Source organism: Kitasatospora purpeofusca, assembly GCF_036010405.1.
Classification (GTDB): domain Bacteria; phylum Actinomycetota; class Actinomycetes; order Streptomycetales; family Streptomycetaceae; genus Kitasatospora; species Kitasatospora purpeofusca.
On sequence record NZ_CP108561.1, the window covers coordinates 1,987,578 to 2,001,229 of the forward strand.

Below are 13,652 nucleotides of genomic sequence, written 5' to 3' on the forward strand. Positions count from 1 at the left end.
GAAAGGTCAGTCCGCTTCGAGCCTGGTGGTGAAACTGAAGCGGTCGCCCCGGAAGAGCGAGCGGACCCGCTCCACCGGACGATCGGCGGAATCCCTGGTCAGGCGGTGCAGCAGCAGCATCGGGAGCGCGGGCGGGGTGCCGATCAGCAGCGCCTCGCGCGGGGTCGCCAGCACCGTCTCGATCCGCTCGTCCGCGGCGCCGAAGGAGATGCCGACCTTCTCGCCGAGGTACGCGTACAGCGAGGACCCGGGGTCGAACTCCTCCTCCAGCCCCGGCACCCGCCCGACCGCCAGATAGGTACTCTCCAGGCCCACCCGCTCACCGTCCGCGAGCAGCACCCGCTCCAGGTGCCAGACCGGATCCCCGGGGCCGATCGTCAACTGCCCGGCCAGCTGGGGATCGGCGCCCAGCCGTTCGAGCCCGATCAGGGTCCGGCCCGGCACCCGGCCCTGGCGCCGCACACCCTCGGTGTAGCTGGCCAGCGAGAGCGGCTGCTCCAGCTTGGGGCCGGCCACCACCGTGCTGCGGCCGCGCCGCCGGACCCGGCCCTGGATCAGCAGTTCGCGCAGGGCCTGGCGGAGGGTCTCCCGGGCCACCTCGAAGCGGGCGGCGAGCTCGCGCTCGGTCGGCAGCACGCCCCCCTCGCCCAGCTCGTCGAGCAGCGCCTCCAGCTGGCCCTTGACGGCGTAGTACTTGGGCACCCGGCCGTGCTCGGGAATGCCCGACCTGATCGGTGCGCCGGGGCCCGACCGGGCGTCGGCGTCGGGGGTCTGATCCACCCGGACATCCTCCCAGACCGGGCCGCCGGGCCGGGACGGGCCGCCGGGGCGGCGCGGACCGCCCGCGGGCGACCGCATTCCGGGCGATTCGCCCCGACCCCCTTGACAGGTATAGACCACTCCGCTTGAGTCTGGGACAGCCCCGCACCCGGCCCGCACCCCGGTCGGCCCGTCCCCCACGACGCGCCCCCCACCGCGGGGCCCCGGCCCCCCTGCCCCGACGTCCCGTCCTCCACGACCGTGCGGCCCCCACCGCACAAGGGGTGATCAAGTGTCCACGAAACGCCTGCTCGCACTGCTCTCCGCCGTCCTCACGGCGCTCGCGGTGATCCTACTGCTGCCCGCCGCCAACGCCAGCGCCGCCGTCTGCGCGTCGCCCTGGAACTCCTCCGCCGTCTACACCGGCGGGGCCGCCGTCTCGTACAACGGCCACAACTGGCTCGCCAAGTGGTGGACCCAGAACGAGCCGCCCAGCACCGGCGGTTCGGGCGTCTGGTCCGACCAGGGCGGCTGCGGCACCGGCCCGGACCCGACCGGCACGCCCACCCCCACGGGCACCGTGAACCCGGGCGGATTCCCGGTCAGCCAGGCGCAGTTCAACCAGATGTTCCCGAACCGGAACCCCTTCTACACCTACCAGGGCCTGATCGACGCCCTCTCCGCGTACCCCGCGTTCGCCGCCACCGGCACCGACACCGTCCGCAAGCAGGAAGCCGCGGCGTTCCTCGCCAACGTCAACCACGAAACCGGCGCCCTGGTCTACGTGGTGGAGCAGAACACCGCCAACTACCCGCACTACTGCGACACTTCCCAGCCCTACGGCTGCCCGGCCGGCCAGGCCGCCTACTACGGGCGCGGACCGATCCAGCTGAGCTGGAACTTCAACTACAAGGCCGCCGGCGACGCCCTCGGCATCGACCTGCTGCACAACCCCAACCTGGTGCAGACCGACCCGGCCGTGGCCTGGAAGACCGCGCTCTGGTACTGGAACACCCAGAACGGCCCCGGCACCATGACCCCCCACAACGCCATGGTCAACGGCGCGGGCTTCGGCGAGACCATCCGCAGCATCAACGGCTCGCTGGAGTGCAACGGCGGCAACCCCGCGCAGGTGCAGAGCCGGATCAACGCCTACCAGCGCTTCACCCAGCTGCTCGGCACCGTCCCCGGCAACAACCTGAGCTGCTGACGGACCGGCGGGACGGCGGCGGCGTACCTCCCGGGGACGAGCGGCGGGTGCCGAAATCGTCGCCGCGGTGGACGCCACCGCCGTCCCGCCCCTCCTAGGCTCGGACGCATGAACGATCTTGGCAGCCTCGTCCAGCAGACCGCCGACCGCCTCGCCGGCCAACAGGTCGGCGCGGTGGTCGCCGGTCTCGCCCGCGGAACGGTGGAGATCCGCGGCGCCGGACGCACCGGACCGGGGACCGCCGGTGGTTCCCCCGGCCCCGACACCCTCTTCGAGATCGGCTCGGTGACCAAGGTCTTCACCTCGCTCGCGCTCGCCCGACTGGCGCTGGCGGGCACCGTCACCCTCGACGACCCGCTCGCCGAGGCCCTCGCCGACGCCCTCCCGGCCGGCGTCACCGTCCCGGCCAAGGGCCCGGAACCGCTCGCCCTGCGCCACCTCGCGACCCACACGTCCGGCCTGCCGAGGCTGCCCGCCGGCATGCTGCTGTCCTCCCTCCTCAGCCCCAACAAGCCCGACCCGTACGCGCACTGCACCTCCGACGCCCTGCTGACCGGCCTCGGCCGGACCAGGCTCCGGGCCGCCCCCGGCCGCAGCTTCCGCTACTCCAACCTCGGCGCCGGACTGCTCGGCCTCGCCCTCGCCCACCGGGCCGGCGTCGGCTACGGGGAGCTCGTCCGGCGGGAGGTCTGCGAGCCGCTCGGACTGAAGGACACCGTCCTGGAGCCCTCCCCGGAGCAGACGTCCCGCCTCGCCCCCGGCCACACCCCCGGCGGACGGCCCGTCCCCGCCTGGCACCTCGCCGACCTCGCCGGCGCGGGCGGACTCCGCTCCACGGCGGCCGACCTGGCCGTCCTCCTCCGGGCCCAACTGGCCGACGACACCGAGTCCACCCCGCTCGGACCCGCGATCGCCCTCACCCGCGAGGTCCGGCACCGGGTCAACCCGGTCGCCTGGATGCACCTCGGCTGGCTCGGCCACCGCCTGCACGCCCGCCAGGGCGGCCACCTCCAGATCTGGCACAACGGCGGCACCGGCGGCTACCGCTCCTTCGTCGCCTTCGACCCCGAACGCCAGGTCGGCGTCATCGTCCTCGCCAACACCCGCCGCTCCGTCGACACCCCCGCCGTCCGCCTCCTCCGCACCCTCCAGACCGCCGACGCCACCTTCCCCGGCCAGTAGCGTGCCCCGGACAAGGAGAACCGAGTTGCACACCGACCCGCCGGAGGGCCCGACCGAGCCACTCGCCCCGGTCGGCCACGTCGTCGAGCTGGAAATCGCGATCGATCAGGTCACCATCGTGACGCCGACCGAGGCCACCGCGACCGTGCGCTGCCTGCTCGGGCCCGTTCGCCTCGGTGCCCGCTTCGACCGCATCCGCGGATCGACAGCGGTCATCGATCTGGAGCTGACGCAGATCCTCGCCTACCGCCGACCCGTCGAGGAGCTCGACCCGGTCCACACCGCGCTCGTGACTCTCCGGGGTGCAGGAATCCAACACCTCACATGTGCGACCCCGCGAACCCCCTGGCAGGTCGTCCGGGGAACCGACCCGCCGCCGGTGTCGACCATTGGTCCTTGAGGTCGCGGCCGAGCCGACCGACCCCGTCCCGGCCTGCCTGGGACGCGGGTCCCGCCTGTGCCGGAACTGCCTCCGGGCAGGTGTGCCGTGCGGGGTCGGTGGGGGGCGTGGGAGGATGGCAGGGCTGATGGGGACGACCTCCGGGCGGTGCTGGCCATGGTGACCGAGCATGGTGAACGAGCGTCGTGAGCACGAGGCCGGCGGGCCCGGGCGGGTGCCGTCCGGCGGTGCGCCGCGGCCGGAACCGGCCGAGGGGCCGGACGCCCTGCTGATGGTGCCGATCGCCACCGCGCTGATCGAGGCCGACGGCCGGATCCTGCACTGGAGCAGCGACGCCGAGGCCCTGCTCGGTTACTCCGCGCAGGAGGCCATCGGCGCGCGGGCCGCGCAGTTGCTGGCCTCGGAGGAGGACCGGCCGGAAGTGCTGGAGCTGTTCCAGCGGATCCTGGACGGCAGCGGCTGGTCCGGGGTGTTCCCGGTGCGCCACCGGGAAGGGCACCACGTCAACCTGGAGTTCCGCACCCATCCGATCGCCGGTCCCGGCGGCAGCCCGCTGGTGCTCGCAGTGGCCTCGGACGTGACCACGCTGCGCCGGATCCAGGCGGACCTGGCGGTGCTGGACGGCTTCTTCTCGCAGTCCCCGGTCGGGATGGCCGTCTACGACGCCCAGCTCGCCTTCGTACGGATCAACGAGGCGCTGGCCCGGGTCAACGGGCTGCCGGTCGCGCGGCACCTCGGGCACCGGTTGACCGAGCTGCTGCCCGGGATCAACGGCTCGGAGAGCGAGGCCGTGATGCGCCGGGTGCTGGAGACGGGCGAGCCGGTGGTGGACGCCCGCTCGCACGGCCGCACCCCGGGCGACCCGACCCACGACCACGCCTGGTCCGCCTCCTACTTCCGGCTGGAGGAGCCGGGCGGGCGGGTGCTCGGCGTGAGTTCGACCATCATCGACATCACCGAGCGCTTCCGGGCCGACGCCCGCGCCGCCCGCGCGCAGGAGCGGCTCGCCCTGCTGGTCGAGGCCACCGCCTCCATCGGCACCACCCTGGACCTGCGGCAGACCGCCCGGGAGCTGGCCGACGCCATGGTGCCCAAGGTCGCCGACATCAGCGGCGTCTTCGCCCTGGAGGCGCTGGCGGCCGGCCGCAACGTCGAGCCGCTGGACCCGGCCGCGCCGCAGCACGTGCGGCGGCTGGCCCTGGCGACCTCCGATCCGCTGTACCCGGCGGAGGCGCTGCCGGTCGACACCGTGTACGAGGTGACCCCGGACACCCCGTACGCACGGGCGCTGGCCACCGGGCGGACGGTGGTGGTGCCGTCCTGGGAACTGCCGCCGCTGAGCGACGCGATCACCGAGAGCCGCCGGCAGGCGTTCCTCGGCGACCGTCCGCGTTCGGTGCGGATCACCCCGCTGGTGGCGCGCGGCACCACCCTCGGCATGATCGTCTACTCCCGGCGCGGCGAACGGGAGTCCTTCGCCGAGGCCGACATCACGCTCGGTGACGAGCTGGCCTCCCGGGCCGCCGTCGCCATCGACAACGCCCGGCTCTACCTGCGCCAGCACCAGATCGTGCTCGCCCGCCAGCAGGCCCTGCGCGAGGCGAAGGCCGCGCAGGAGCGCCTCGCGCTGGTCAATGTGGCCTCCGCCCGGATCGGCACCACCCTCGACCTCGCCCAGACCGCCGAGGAGCTGGCCGCCGTGGCGACCCCCCGGCTGGCCGACACGGTGGTGGTCGAGGTGCTGGACGACCTGGTGCGCGGAGAGCGCGAGGCCCGGCCGTCCGGCGACGGCTCGGCGCTGCTGCGGCGGATGGCCTTCCATTCGGCGGACCGCTCCACCCTGCGGCCGATCGACCGCAGCGGCGGGGTGCACCGGTTCCCGGCCTCCTCCCCGTACGCCTGGGCGCTCCGCCACCGCCGCCCGGTGCTGGTCCCGCGGATGGACGAGGTCGGGATGGCCTGGTTCCGCGACGATCCGGTGCGCGCCGCGGCGGTGCACGAGCAGCGGGTCAGCTCGTTCATGGTGGTGCCGCTGATCGCGCGCGGCTCGCCCGTCGGCGTCGCGGCGTTCTACCGGACGGTGGTGGAACGCCCCTACGAGGACGACGACCTGGCGCTGGCCGGGGAGTTGGCGGTGCGGGCGGCCGTCTCGATCGACAACGCGCTGCTGTTCACCCGGGAACGGGACGCGGCGGCCGCCCGGCAGCGCGCGCTCGACGAGGCGTGGGCCGCGCAGCAGCGGCTGTCGCTGCTCAACGAGGCGTCCAACCGGATCGGCACCACCCTGGATCTCCACCGCACCGCCCACGAGTTGATCGAGGTGGTGATCCCCCGGTTCGCCGACTTCGTCACCGTCGACCTGCGCGAGGCGGTGCTCGGCGGCGAGGACCCGGCACCCGTGCCGCCGGACGGCTCGGTGCTGATGCGCGCGGTGGCGGTCGGCGAGGTGGACGCCGAGGGTGTCATGTCGGACGCGGCCGACGCGGTCGGCGAGACCTCGCAGTCGGCCAAGGTGTACGCGGAGAGCCTGCGCACCGGGCGGTCCATCCTGGTGTCGGAGGTCGACGAGGCGGCGCTGCGCCGGATCGTCGCCTCCGAGGACCGGGTGAAGCCGGGTCTGGACGCGGGTGTGCACTCCTACCTGATGGTGCCGTTGATGGCACGCGGACTGGTGCTGGGCGGCGCGGAGTTCATCCGTACCCGCAATCCGCTGTCGTTCGGCCCGGCGGACCGCGCGCTGGCCGAGGAACTGGTCGGGCGCACCGCGCTGGCGATCGACAACGGCCGGCTGTACCGGCGGGAGCGGGAGACGGCGCTCACCCTCCAGCGCAGCCTGCTGCCGCAGGAGATCCACCGCACGCTGGGCCTGGAGATCGCCTACCGCTATCTGCCGAGCAGTGTGGTGAGCGAGGTCGGCGGGGACTGGTTCGACGTCGTCCCGCTCTCCTCCGGCCGGGTCGCGCTGGTGGTCGGCGACGTCATGGGCCACGGCATCAGGGCGGCCGCGACGATGGGGCAACTACGCACCGTGGCGAGGACGTTGATCACCCTGGAGCTGGCACCCGACCGGGTGCTGCAACGGCTGGACGAGGCCACCACGGCGATCGGCGAGGGCCAGTTCGCCACCTGCGTCTGCGTCGTGTACGACCCCGTCGACCGGAGCTGCACCGCCGCCTGCGCGGGCCACCTGCCGCCGGTGGTGGCCGACACCGACGGGAACGCCCGGCTGCTCGAACTGCCGCCCGGCGCACCGCTCGGGGTCGGCGGAGTCCCGTTCGAGAGCGTCGGGTTCACCCTCCCGGAGGAGGGTCTGCTGGCCCTCTACACCGACGGCCTGGTCGAACGGCGCGGACGCGACCTCGACGAGGGGCTGGAGCTGCTGTGCCGCACCATCGCGGACCGGAGCGGCTCGCTGGAGCAGACCTGCGACGCGGTGCTGTCCGAACTCACCGGCCGCAGCAGCGAGGACGACATCGCGATCATCATGGCGCAGGCCCGGGAGGCCGGTTCGGACCGGATCGCCACCCTCCCGCTCGACGACGACCACGCGATGGTGGCCCACTCGCGCCGGTTCACCCGGGAGACGCTGACCGGCTGGGGGCTGGCGCCGCTGGCCGACTGGGCCGAACTGCTGACCAGCGAGCTGATCACCAACGCGCTGGTGCACGCGGGTTCGCCCACCCGGCTGCGGCTGCTGTGCAACCGCACGCTGACCGTGGAGGTGGCCGACCGGGACGCCGGCGCGCCCCGGATGCGGCGCGCCGACGAGGAGGACGAGGGCGGTCGCGGCATCCACCTGGTGAACGAGCTCGCCCACCGGTGGGGCACCCGGCAGACGCCGGACGGCAAGGTGGTGTGGTTCGAACTGGAGCTGCCGCCGGGGCTGTCGGAGCGGTGAGTCCCCGGCGGACGGTGCCGGGTGCCCCCGGCGTCAGGTGTCCTCGGCGGTCAGCAGGTGTTCCAGCACCGGCAGGGCGGCGAGCAGCAGCGCCTGTTCGTCCGGGGCGAGGGCCTCCGCCCGGCGGGCGAGGTGCTCGGAGCGCTGTCGGCGGATGCCCGCGAGCAGGTCGGCACCGGCCGGGGCGATGGCCACCAGGAAGGAGCGGCCGTCCGTGGGGTCGGGGAGCCGTTCGACCACCCCCGCCGTCACCAGCGGGCCGACGGTGCGGGTCATGGAGGGCGCGGACACCCCTTCCAGGGCGGCGAGTTCGCCGAGCCGCAGGGGTCCGTGCTGTTCGATCCTGGCGATCGCGGACTGCTGGGCGAAGGTGAACTCCTGCCCGGCCGAGGACTGGGCGAGCCGGCGGTGCAGCCGGGCGATCACCAGCCGCAGCCGGGCGACGGCCGCCGCGTCCAGGGCACCGGGGTCCAGGGCTCCTGGGTCCAGGGCGCCGGGGCCCTGCGGTTCGGGGGTGTTCACGAGCGCGCTCCCCCGGTCGCCGCGCGGGGCTTCCCCGCGCCGCCACCGCCGCCGTCACCGCTCCCCGTCCCGGCCGCCGACCGGCCGGCGCGCCCGCGCAGCAGCGAGGCGACGGCGGCGACCAGTGACATCGCGATGGCCAGCGAGAACACCACCACCAGGCCGTCGTGGAACGGGCCGGAGATCAGGTGGGGGAAGAACTCCCGGCCGGTGAGCGTCCCGGCGTTGTCGGCCGGCACCTGGGCGAGGACGTGCGGGCCGAGCAGTTCGCGGACCGGGTTGTAGCCCAGGAACGCCGCGAACAGCGTGCCGACCGGGGGCAGTTGGGCGACGGCGTGGGCGTCCGCGACGGGCACCCCCTGGGCGGTGAGCCCGTCGGACAGGGTCTGCGGCAGGGAACCGGCCAGGCCGGCGACCATGAGCGAGAAGAAGACGCCGATCGAGAGCACCATGCCGGCGTTCTGGAAGGTGGCCCGCATGCCGGAGGCGGCGCCCCGGTCGGCGGCCGGCACGCTGGACATCACCAGGGCGGTGTTGGGCGCGGCGAACAGGCCGCCGCCGAGGCCGTTGAGGAGGACCAGCAGCGCGAACGCCGGGTATCCGAAGTCGGTGGGCAGGGCGAGCAGTCCGGCGAAGGACGCCGCCATCACCAGCAGGCCGCCCGCGGCGAACAGCCTGGCCCCGAACCGGTCGGACAGGTACCCGGCGACCGGCCCGGCGGCGAGGAAGCCCACGGTGAGCGGGACGAGGTAGATGCCCGCCCACAGCGGGGTGTCGGCGTAGTCGTAGCCGTGCAGCGGCAGCCAGATGCCCTGGAGCCAGACGATCAGCATGAACTGGAGGCCGCCCCGGGCGACCGAGCCCAGCAGGGTGGCGAGGTTGCCGCCGGTGAACACCGGGTCGCGGAAGAGTCGCAGCGGGAACATGGGTTCGGCGACCCGGCGCTCGACCGCGCAGAACACACCGAGCACGGCGGTGCCGCCGAGCAGACCGGTCAGGACCCACGGATCGGTCCAGCCCATGGTGTGCCCGCCGTAGGGCTGGATGCCGTAGGTGATCGCGGCGAGCAGGGCGGTCAGGCCGACGGCGAAGGTGATGTTGCCCCACCAGTCGATGCGGCCCGGTCGGCGGACACCGGTCTCGCGCAGCGAGCGGTAGGCCCAGACGGTGCCGATCACGCCGATCGGCACGTTCACCCAGAAGATGGAGCGCCAGTTCCACTCGGCGAGCAGTCCGCCGAGGACGAGCCCGACGAAGGAGCCGGCGATCGCGGCGACCATGTTGACGCCCAGGGCCATGCCGCGCTGCCGGGCGGGGAAGGCGTCGGTGATGATCGCGGCGGAGTTCGCCATCAGCATGGCACCGCCGACCGCCTGCACCACGCGCCAGCCGATCAGCCAGAGCGCGCCGCCCCCGCCCTGGAGGGGGTCGAGGGAGAGCACGACCGAGGTGAGGGTGAAGATCAGGAAGCCGGCGTTGTAGATCCGCACCTGGCCCCAGATGTCGCCGAGCCGTCCGAGGGTGACCACGAGCACGGCCGTGACCAGCATGTAGCCCATCAGCATCCACAGCAGGTAGCCGACGTTGCCGGGGCGGAGCGGGTCCAGGTGGATGCCGTTGAAGATCGCGGGCAGTGAGATCAGCACGATCGAGGAGTTGATCGTGGCGATCAGCATGCCCAGCGTGGTGTTGGAGAGCGCCACCCATTTGTAGCGCGGGTGGTCCGTGTCCACGTCCATCGCCCCGTCCTCCCCCGGATGGGCCGGGCCCCGGCCGGGCCCGGAAGTATTTAGCTGAGGTCAACTAAATTACTCCGCCCGGGGCCGCCGGAGAAGGCCCGCGCGGACCCGGGCGGGCGGCAGGGACGGACAGCACGGACCCTACGGACGTGCGGACGTGCGGACGGGAGACGCCCGGCTACCAGGACTCCGGGTCCGACCAGGCCGCCAGCGTCCGGCGGCTCTCGAAGCGGCACGGCCGGCCGGTCAGCGGATCGGTGAACTCCATCGCGGCGGAGAGCAGCTGCAGCGGCCTGCTGAAGTCGTCCGGGGCCGGCTCCGGCAGCACCACCGGGTACACCGGGTCGCCCAGGATCGGCAGGCCCAGGCCGCTCATGTGCAGCCGCAGCTGGTGCGTGCGGCCGGTGGACGGCCGCAGCACGTAGTGGCCGAGCCCGCCGCGCCGCTCCAGCAGCCCGATCCGGCTCTCGCTGTTCGGCGGCGCGTCCAGCTCCTGGGCGGCGATCACCCCGCGCTCCTTCACGATGTGGCTGCGCACGGTGCGCGGCAGCTCCACCGCCGGGTCGTAGGCCGCCACCGCCCGGTACTCCTTGCGGACCAGCCGGTCCCGGAACAGCGACTGGTAGGCGCCCCGGTCCTGCGGCCGCACCACGAACATCGCCAGCCCCGCCGTCAACCGGTCCAGCCGGTGCGCCGGGCTCAGCGCGGGCAGGGCCAGCGTGTGCCGCAGCCGGCTCAGCGCCGTCTCCACGACGTGCCGCCCGCGCGGGGTGGTGGCCAGGAAGTGCGGCTTGTCGACCACCACCAGGTGCTCGTCCCGGTGCAGCACCGCCAGCTCGAACGGGACCGGCACCTCGGCCGGCAGCTCCCGGTAGAACCACAGATGGGCACCCGGCCGGAACGGGTCGGCCGGACCGACGGACCGGCCGTCCTCGCCGACCACCTCCCCGGCCCGCAGCAGCCCGTCCACCCGCTCCGCCGCCACCGCCGGCAGCCGCTCCCCCAGGTACTCCCGCACGGTCCCCCACGGCCCGCCGGTCACCGGCAGCCGCAGATGCACCGGATCGACCCCCTGCCGCTGCGGCAGGGGGGAGGTCGGGGCCGCGCTCCTACGTCTCATCGCGCCCGCCAGCCTAGTTCGTCCCGGACCCCGCACGGACGGCGGACGGCAGGCCGGTGGAGCGGACGGCGGCCCGGCGCCGGGATGCCGGTGGGGCGGGCGGCGGTGGAGAGTGGACGGAGGGGGCGGCTCCCCGGCGCGCGCCGCCGTCGAGTCGTCGGACCGTCGAGTGGCCTGGAGGCGGGTGCGTGAGCGCGAGCGGCGAGGGCCCCGAGGGCGCCGCGGCACCGGACGCCGTGCGGCAGCCTGGTCCGCCCCGGCTGCCGCGGCGGACCAGGCTGCTGCTCGGCAGCGCCTTCCTGCTGCTGGTCGGGGCCGTGGTGACGGACCTGCTGACCGGCCCCGGCAGCACCCTCTCCCCCGTGCTCGCCGCCGCGCCGGTCCTGGTCGGGGCCACCACCCGCCGGGCCCGGGTGCCGCTCGCCACCGGCGCGGCCGCCGTCGTGGTGGCCGGTCTGCTGGAGGAGGCCAACTCCCACCTGCCGCTCTCCGTCCACCTCGTCTCGCTGATCACCATCACCGCCACCACCCTCGCCAGCACCGCCAACGTCGTGCTGATCGCCGCCCGCGAGCGCGAGCTGTTCCAGGTCCGGACCGTCGCCGAGGCCGCCCAGCGGGCCCTGCTGCGCCCGCCGCCCGAACGGATCGGACCGCTGCGGATCGCCGTCCGCTACGTGGCGGCGGCCGCCGAGGCGAGGATCGGCGGGGACCTGTACGAGGTGGTGGACACCCCGTTCGGGATCCGGATCCTGCTCGGGGACGTCCAGGGCCACGGCCTGCCGGCCGTCGAGACGGCGGCGGACGTGCTCGGCGCCTTCCGCACGGCCGCGCGCACCGAACCGGACCTCGCCCGGCTCGCCGAGCACCTGGACGCCGCGCTGACCGGGCGGCCCGCCGACGGGCGGTTCGTGACCGCGGTGCTGCTCGGCGTGGACCGGGGGGACAACGCGGCCCTGCTGGTCAACTGCGGCCATCCGCACCCGCTGCTGCGCCGCGCCGGCCGGGTCACCGAGCTCGTCCCCTCCCGGCACGCCCCGCCGCTGGGCCTGCTCGGCCTGCTCGGCGACGGCCGCTACACCGCCGAGCCGGTCGACCCCTGGCCGGGCGACCTGCTGCTGCTCTACACCGACGGGGTGTCCGAGGCCCGTGACGCGGCCGGCGAGTTCTACCCCCTCCCCGAGCGCTTCGCCGGGCTCCCGGCCGGGAGCCCGGATGACCTGATGGACGCCCTCCTGCCCGACCTCGCCTCCTGGGTCTCCCCGGGCGGTCTCGCCGACGACGCCGCCGCCCTCGCGGTCCGCTGGGACCGCTGACCGTCGGCCTTCAGCGGTCCGCCACCCGTGCCGCCCGTGCCACCCCGCGCCGTCCGCCGCCCGTGCCGCCCGCCGTTCCGGGGCGGTTGTCAGTGGCGCGTGCGAGGGTGGTCCCGCGGTCGGTGCTGACCGGGCGCGCGGGCTTTCGTCGAGGGGACGGTGCGATGGGCGACAGGGCGAGCGGGGCCTTCGAGGTGACGGCGTTCGAGCCGGAGGAGACGGACGAGCAGCCGGGCGCCACGCTCGGCCGGGTGCGGATCACCAAGGAGTTCACGGGCGGGCTGACCGGGGCGAGCGTGGTGCGGATGCTGTCGGTCATGGACGGCGCGGGCGGCCCGGCCGCGTACGTGGCGGTGGAGCGGTTCACGGGCGCGCTGGACGGGCGGCAGGGGTCGTTCGTGCTGCAGCACTCGGCGCCGGGGAGCCACGGCGAGCGGTTGGCGATCCGGGTGGTCGCGGGCACGGGCGCGGGCGAGCTGGCGGGGATCACCGGGGTGTTCGAGCTGGAGGTGGACGAGGAGGGCCGGCACACGTACGTCCTGGAGTACGAACTGGGCTGAGGCGCGGCGCCGGTGCGGCACATCCGACTGCTGTCACGATGATGCGATCAATACACGATCGACATCGGAGAGTGACGGATGGTCGGGGTGCCCGCTGGAAGCACGGACGGGGCGCGAGGGATCGACGACGTGGTCCGGCGGCTGCGGGCGATCGCGGCCGGGCTTCCGCCGACCGACGGGGTGGCGGTCTTCAACCGGATGTACCTCACGGTCACCGAGGGCGTCCGGACCGGGCTGGGCGGGTTCGCCGATCCGTCCGCCGTGGCCGAGCTGGACGTGCTCTTCGCCGGGCGCTACCTGCTGGCGGTGGACGCGGTCGCGGCGGGGCGGCGGCCACCGGCCTGCTGGCGGCCGCTGTTCGAGCAACGCGCCGATCCGGAGGTGCACCCGCTGCAGTTCGCGCTGGCCGGGATGAACGCCCACATCCAGCACGACCTGCCGCTCGCCGTCGTCGACACCTGCCGGCGGCTCGACCGGGAGCCCGAGCAGTTGGAGGACGACTACCACCGGATCAACGGTCTGCTGGCGGAGGTCGAGACGGCCGTGCGCGAGCAGCTGATGCCCGGGCCGGACGTGCTGGAGCGGCTGGAGCCGATGACGCACCGGATCGGGGCGTGGTCGGTCGGCACCGCGCGGGAGGCGGCCTGGGGCTCGGTACGGCTGCTCTGGGGGCTGCGCGGGCAGCCGTCGGCGGCGCGGGCGTGCGCGACGGCGCTGGACGGGGCGGTCGGGCTGCTCGGCCGCGCGCTGCTCCTGCCGCTGGGCCTGCGGGAGCAGTCGGCCGTCGAGGCACCTGCGACCGGGACGGTCGGCGCGGTCGGCACACCCGCGGTCGAGGCAGCCGCGGTCGGCCCGCGTCCGGCCGGAACGCCGGTGGCCGGCCTGCTCCCCGTGGCGAGGAGCAGGCCGGCCACCGACGGAACGCGCGCCGGGCGGTGATCGGGCCCGG

At 74.5% G+C, this 13,652-nt stretch carries 11 protein-coding genes; 7 read left to right on the forward strand and 4 right to left on the reverse strand.

All coding sequences use genetic code 11. The features are described 5' to 3' along the window. Nucleotides 1-6 precede the first annotated feature (6 nt). Entirely contained in the window at nt 7-780 is a 774-nt protein-coding gene (locus OG715_RS08585) for a GntR family transcriptional regulator (protein ID WP_323182274.1), read from the reverse strand. Nucleotides 781-1,051: 271 nt separating this feature from the next. On the opposite strand from OG715_RS08585, the gene OG715_RS08590 reads away from it, so the two are divergent. The 4 genes from OG715_RS08590 to OG715_RS08605 all read left to right on the forward strand — a co-directional run bounded on the left by OG715_RS08590 (nt 1,052) and on the right by OG715_RS08605 (nt 7,449). Then, nucleotides 1,052-1,969 (forward strand): glycoside hydrolase family 19 protein, encoded by a 918-nt coding sequence (locus OG715_RS08590; RefSeq protein ID WP_266275853.1) that lies wholly within the window; start codon nt 1,052-1,054, stop codon nt 1,967-1,969. A 108-nt stretch (nt 1,970-2,077) separates the two neighbouring features. Next, nucleotides 2,078-3,151, forward strand: a complete 1,074-nt coding sequence (locus OG715_RS08595; protein ID WP_266275851.1) for a serine hydrolase domain-containing protein — start codon at nt 2,078-2,080, stop codon at nt 3,149-3,151. A gap of 25 nt (nt 3,152-3,176) precedes the next feature. Next, entirely contained in the window at nt 3,177-3,551 is a 375-nt protein-coding gene (locus OG715_RS08600; protein ID WP_266275849.1) for a hypothetical protein, read from the forward strand. A 169-nt stretch (nt 3,552-3,720) separates the two neighbouring features. Then, nucleotides 3,721-7,449 carry a SpoIIE family protein phosphatase gene (locus tag OG715_RS08605; protein WP_266275847.1) on the forward strand — a complete coding sequence of 1,243 codons (3,729 nt, stop codon included), beginning with the start codon at nt 3,721-3,723 and terminating at the stop codon, nt 7,447-7,449. Nucleotides 7,450-7,482: 33 nt separating this feature from the next. Here OG715_RS08605 and OG715_RS08610 read toward each other — a convergent pair whose 3' ends face one another. The 3 genes from OG715_RS08610 to OG715_RS08620 form a co-directional block, all read right to left on the reverse strand. Next, entirely contained in the window at nt 7,483-7,971 is a 489-nt protein-coding gene (locus OG715_RS08610; protein ID WP_266275845.1) for a MarR family winged helix-turn-helix transcriptional regulator, read from the reverse strand. Beyond that, entirely contained in the window at nt 7,968-9,710 is a 1,743-nt protein-coding gene (locus OG715_RS08615; RefSeq protein WP_266275843.1) for an MFS transporter, read from the reverse strand. Before OG715_RS08615 ends, OG715_RS08610 begins: the two co-directional genes overlap by 4 nt. Nucleotides 9,711-9,888: 178 nt before the next feature. Continuing rightward, a complete protein-coding gene (locus OG715_RS08620) occupies nt 9,889-10,830 on the reverse strand; it encodes a pseudouridine synthase (protein ID WP_266275841.1) in 942 nt (313 codons plus the stop codon). A gap of 188 nt (nt 10,831-11,018) precedes the next feature. Between OG715_RS08620 and OG715_RS08625 the strand changes: the two genes are divergently transcribed. From OG715_RS08625 to OG715_RS08635, 3 genes are all read left to right on the forward strand, one after another. After that, nucleotides 11,019-12,143, forward strand: coding sequence for a PP2C family protein-serine/threonine phosphatase (locus OG715_RS08625; RefSeq protein WP_266275839.1), 1,125 nt, complete (start codon nt 11,019-11,021; stop codon nt 12,141-12,143). 164 nt (nt 12,144-12,307) lie between these two features. Next, a complete protein-coding gene (locus tag OG715_RS08630) occupies nt 12,308-12,703 on the forward strand; it encodes a DUF3224 domain-containing protein (protein WP_266275836.1) in 396 nt (131 codons plus the stop codon). 87 nt (nt 12,704-12,790) lie between these two features. After that, nucleotides 12,791-13,642 (forward strand): DUF5995 family protein, encoded by an 852-nt coding sequence (locus OG715_RS08635; protein WP_323182273.1) that lies wholly within the window; start codon nt 12,791-12,793, stop codon nt 13,640-13,642. Nucleotides 13,643-13,652 lie beyond the last annotated feature (10 nt).

Bases quoted from the DNA above. Each gene is read 5' to 3' on its own strand.
- OG715_RS08595 (WP_266275851.1), top strand. From the start codon at position 2,078: ATGAACGATCTTGGCAGCCTCGTCCAGCAGACCGCCGACCGCCTCGCC.
- OG715_RS08605 (WP_266275847.1), top strand. From the start codon at position 3,721: ATGGTGAACGAGCGTCGTGAGCACGAGGCCGGCGGGCCCGGGCGGGTG.
- OG715_RS08615 (WP_266275843.1), bottom strand. From the start codon at position 9,710: ATGGACGTGGACACGGACCACCCGCGCTACAAATGGGTGGCGCTCTCC.
- OG715_RS08620 (WP_266275841.1), bottom strand. From the start codon at position 10,830: ATGAGACGTAGGAGCGCGGCCCCGACCTCCCCCCTGCCGCAGCGGCAG.
- OG715_RS08630 (WP_266275836.1), top strand. From the start codon at position 12,308: ATGGGCGACAGGGCGAGCGGGGCCTTCGAGGTGACGGCGTTCGAGCCG.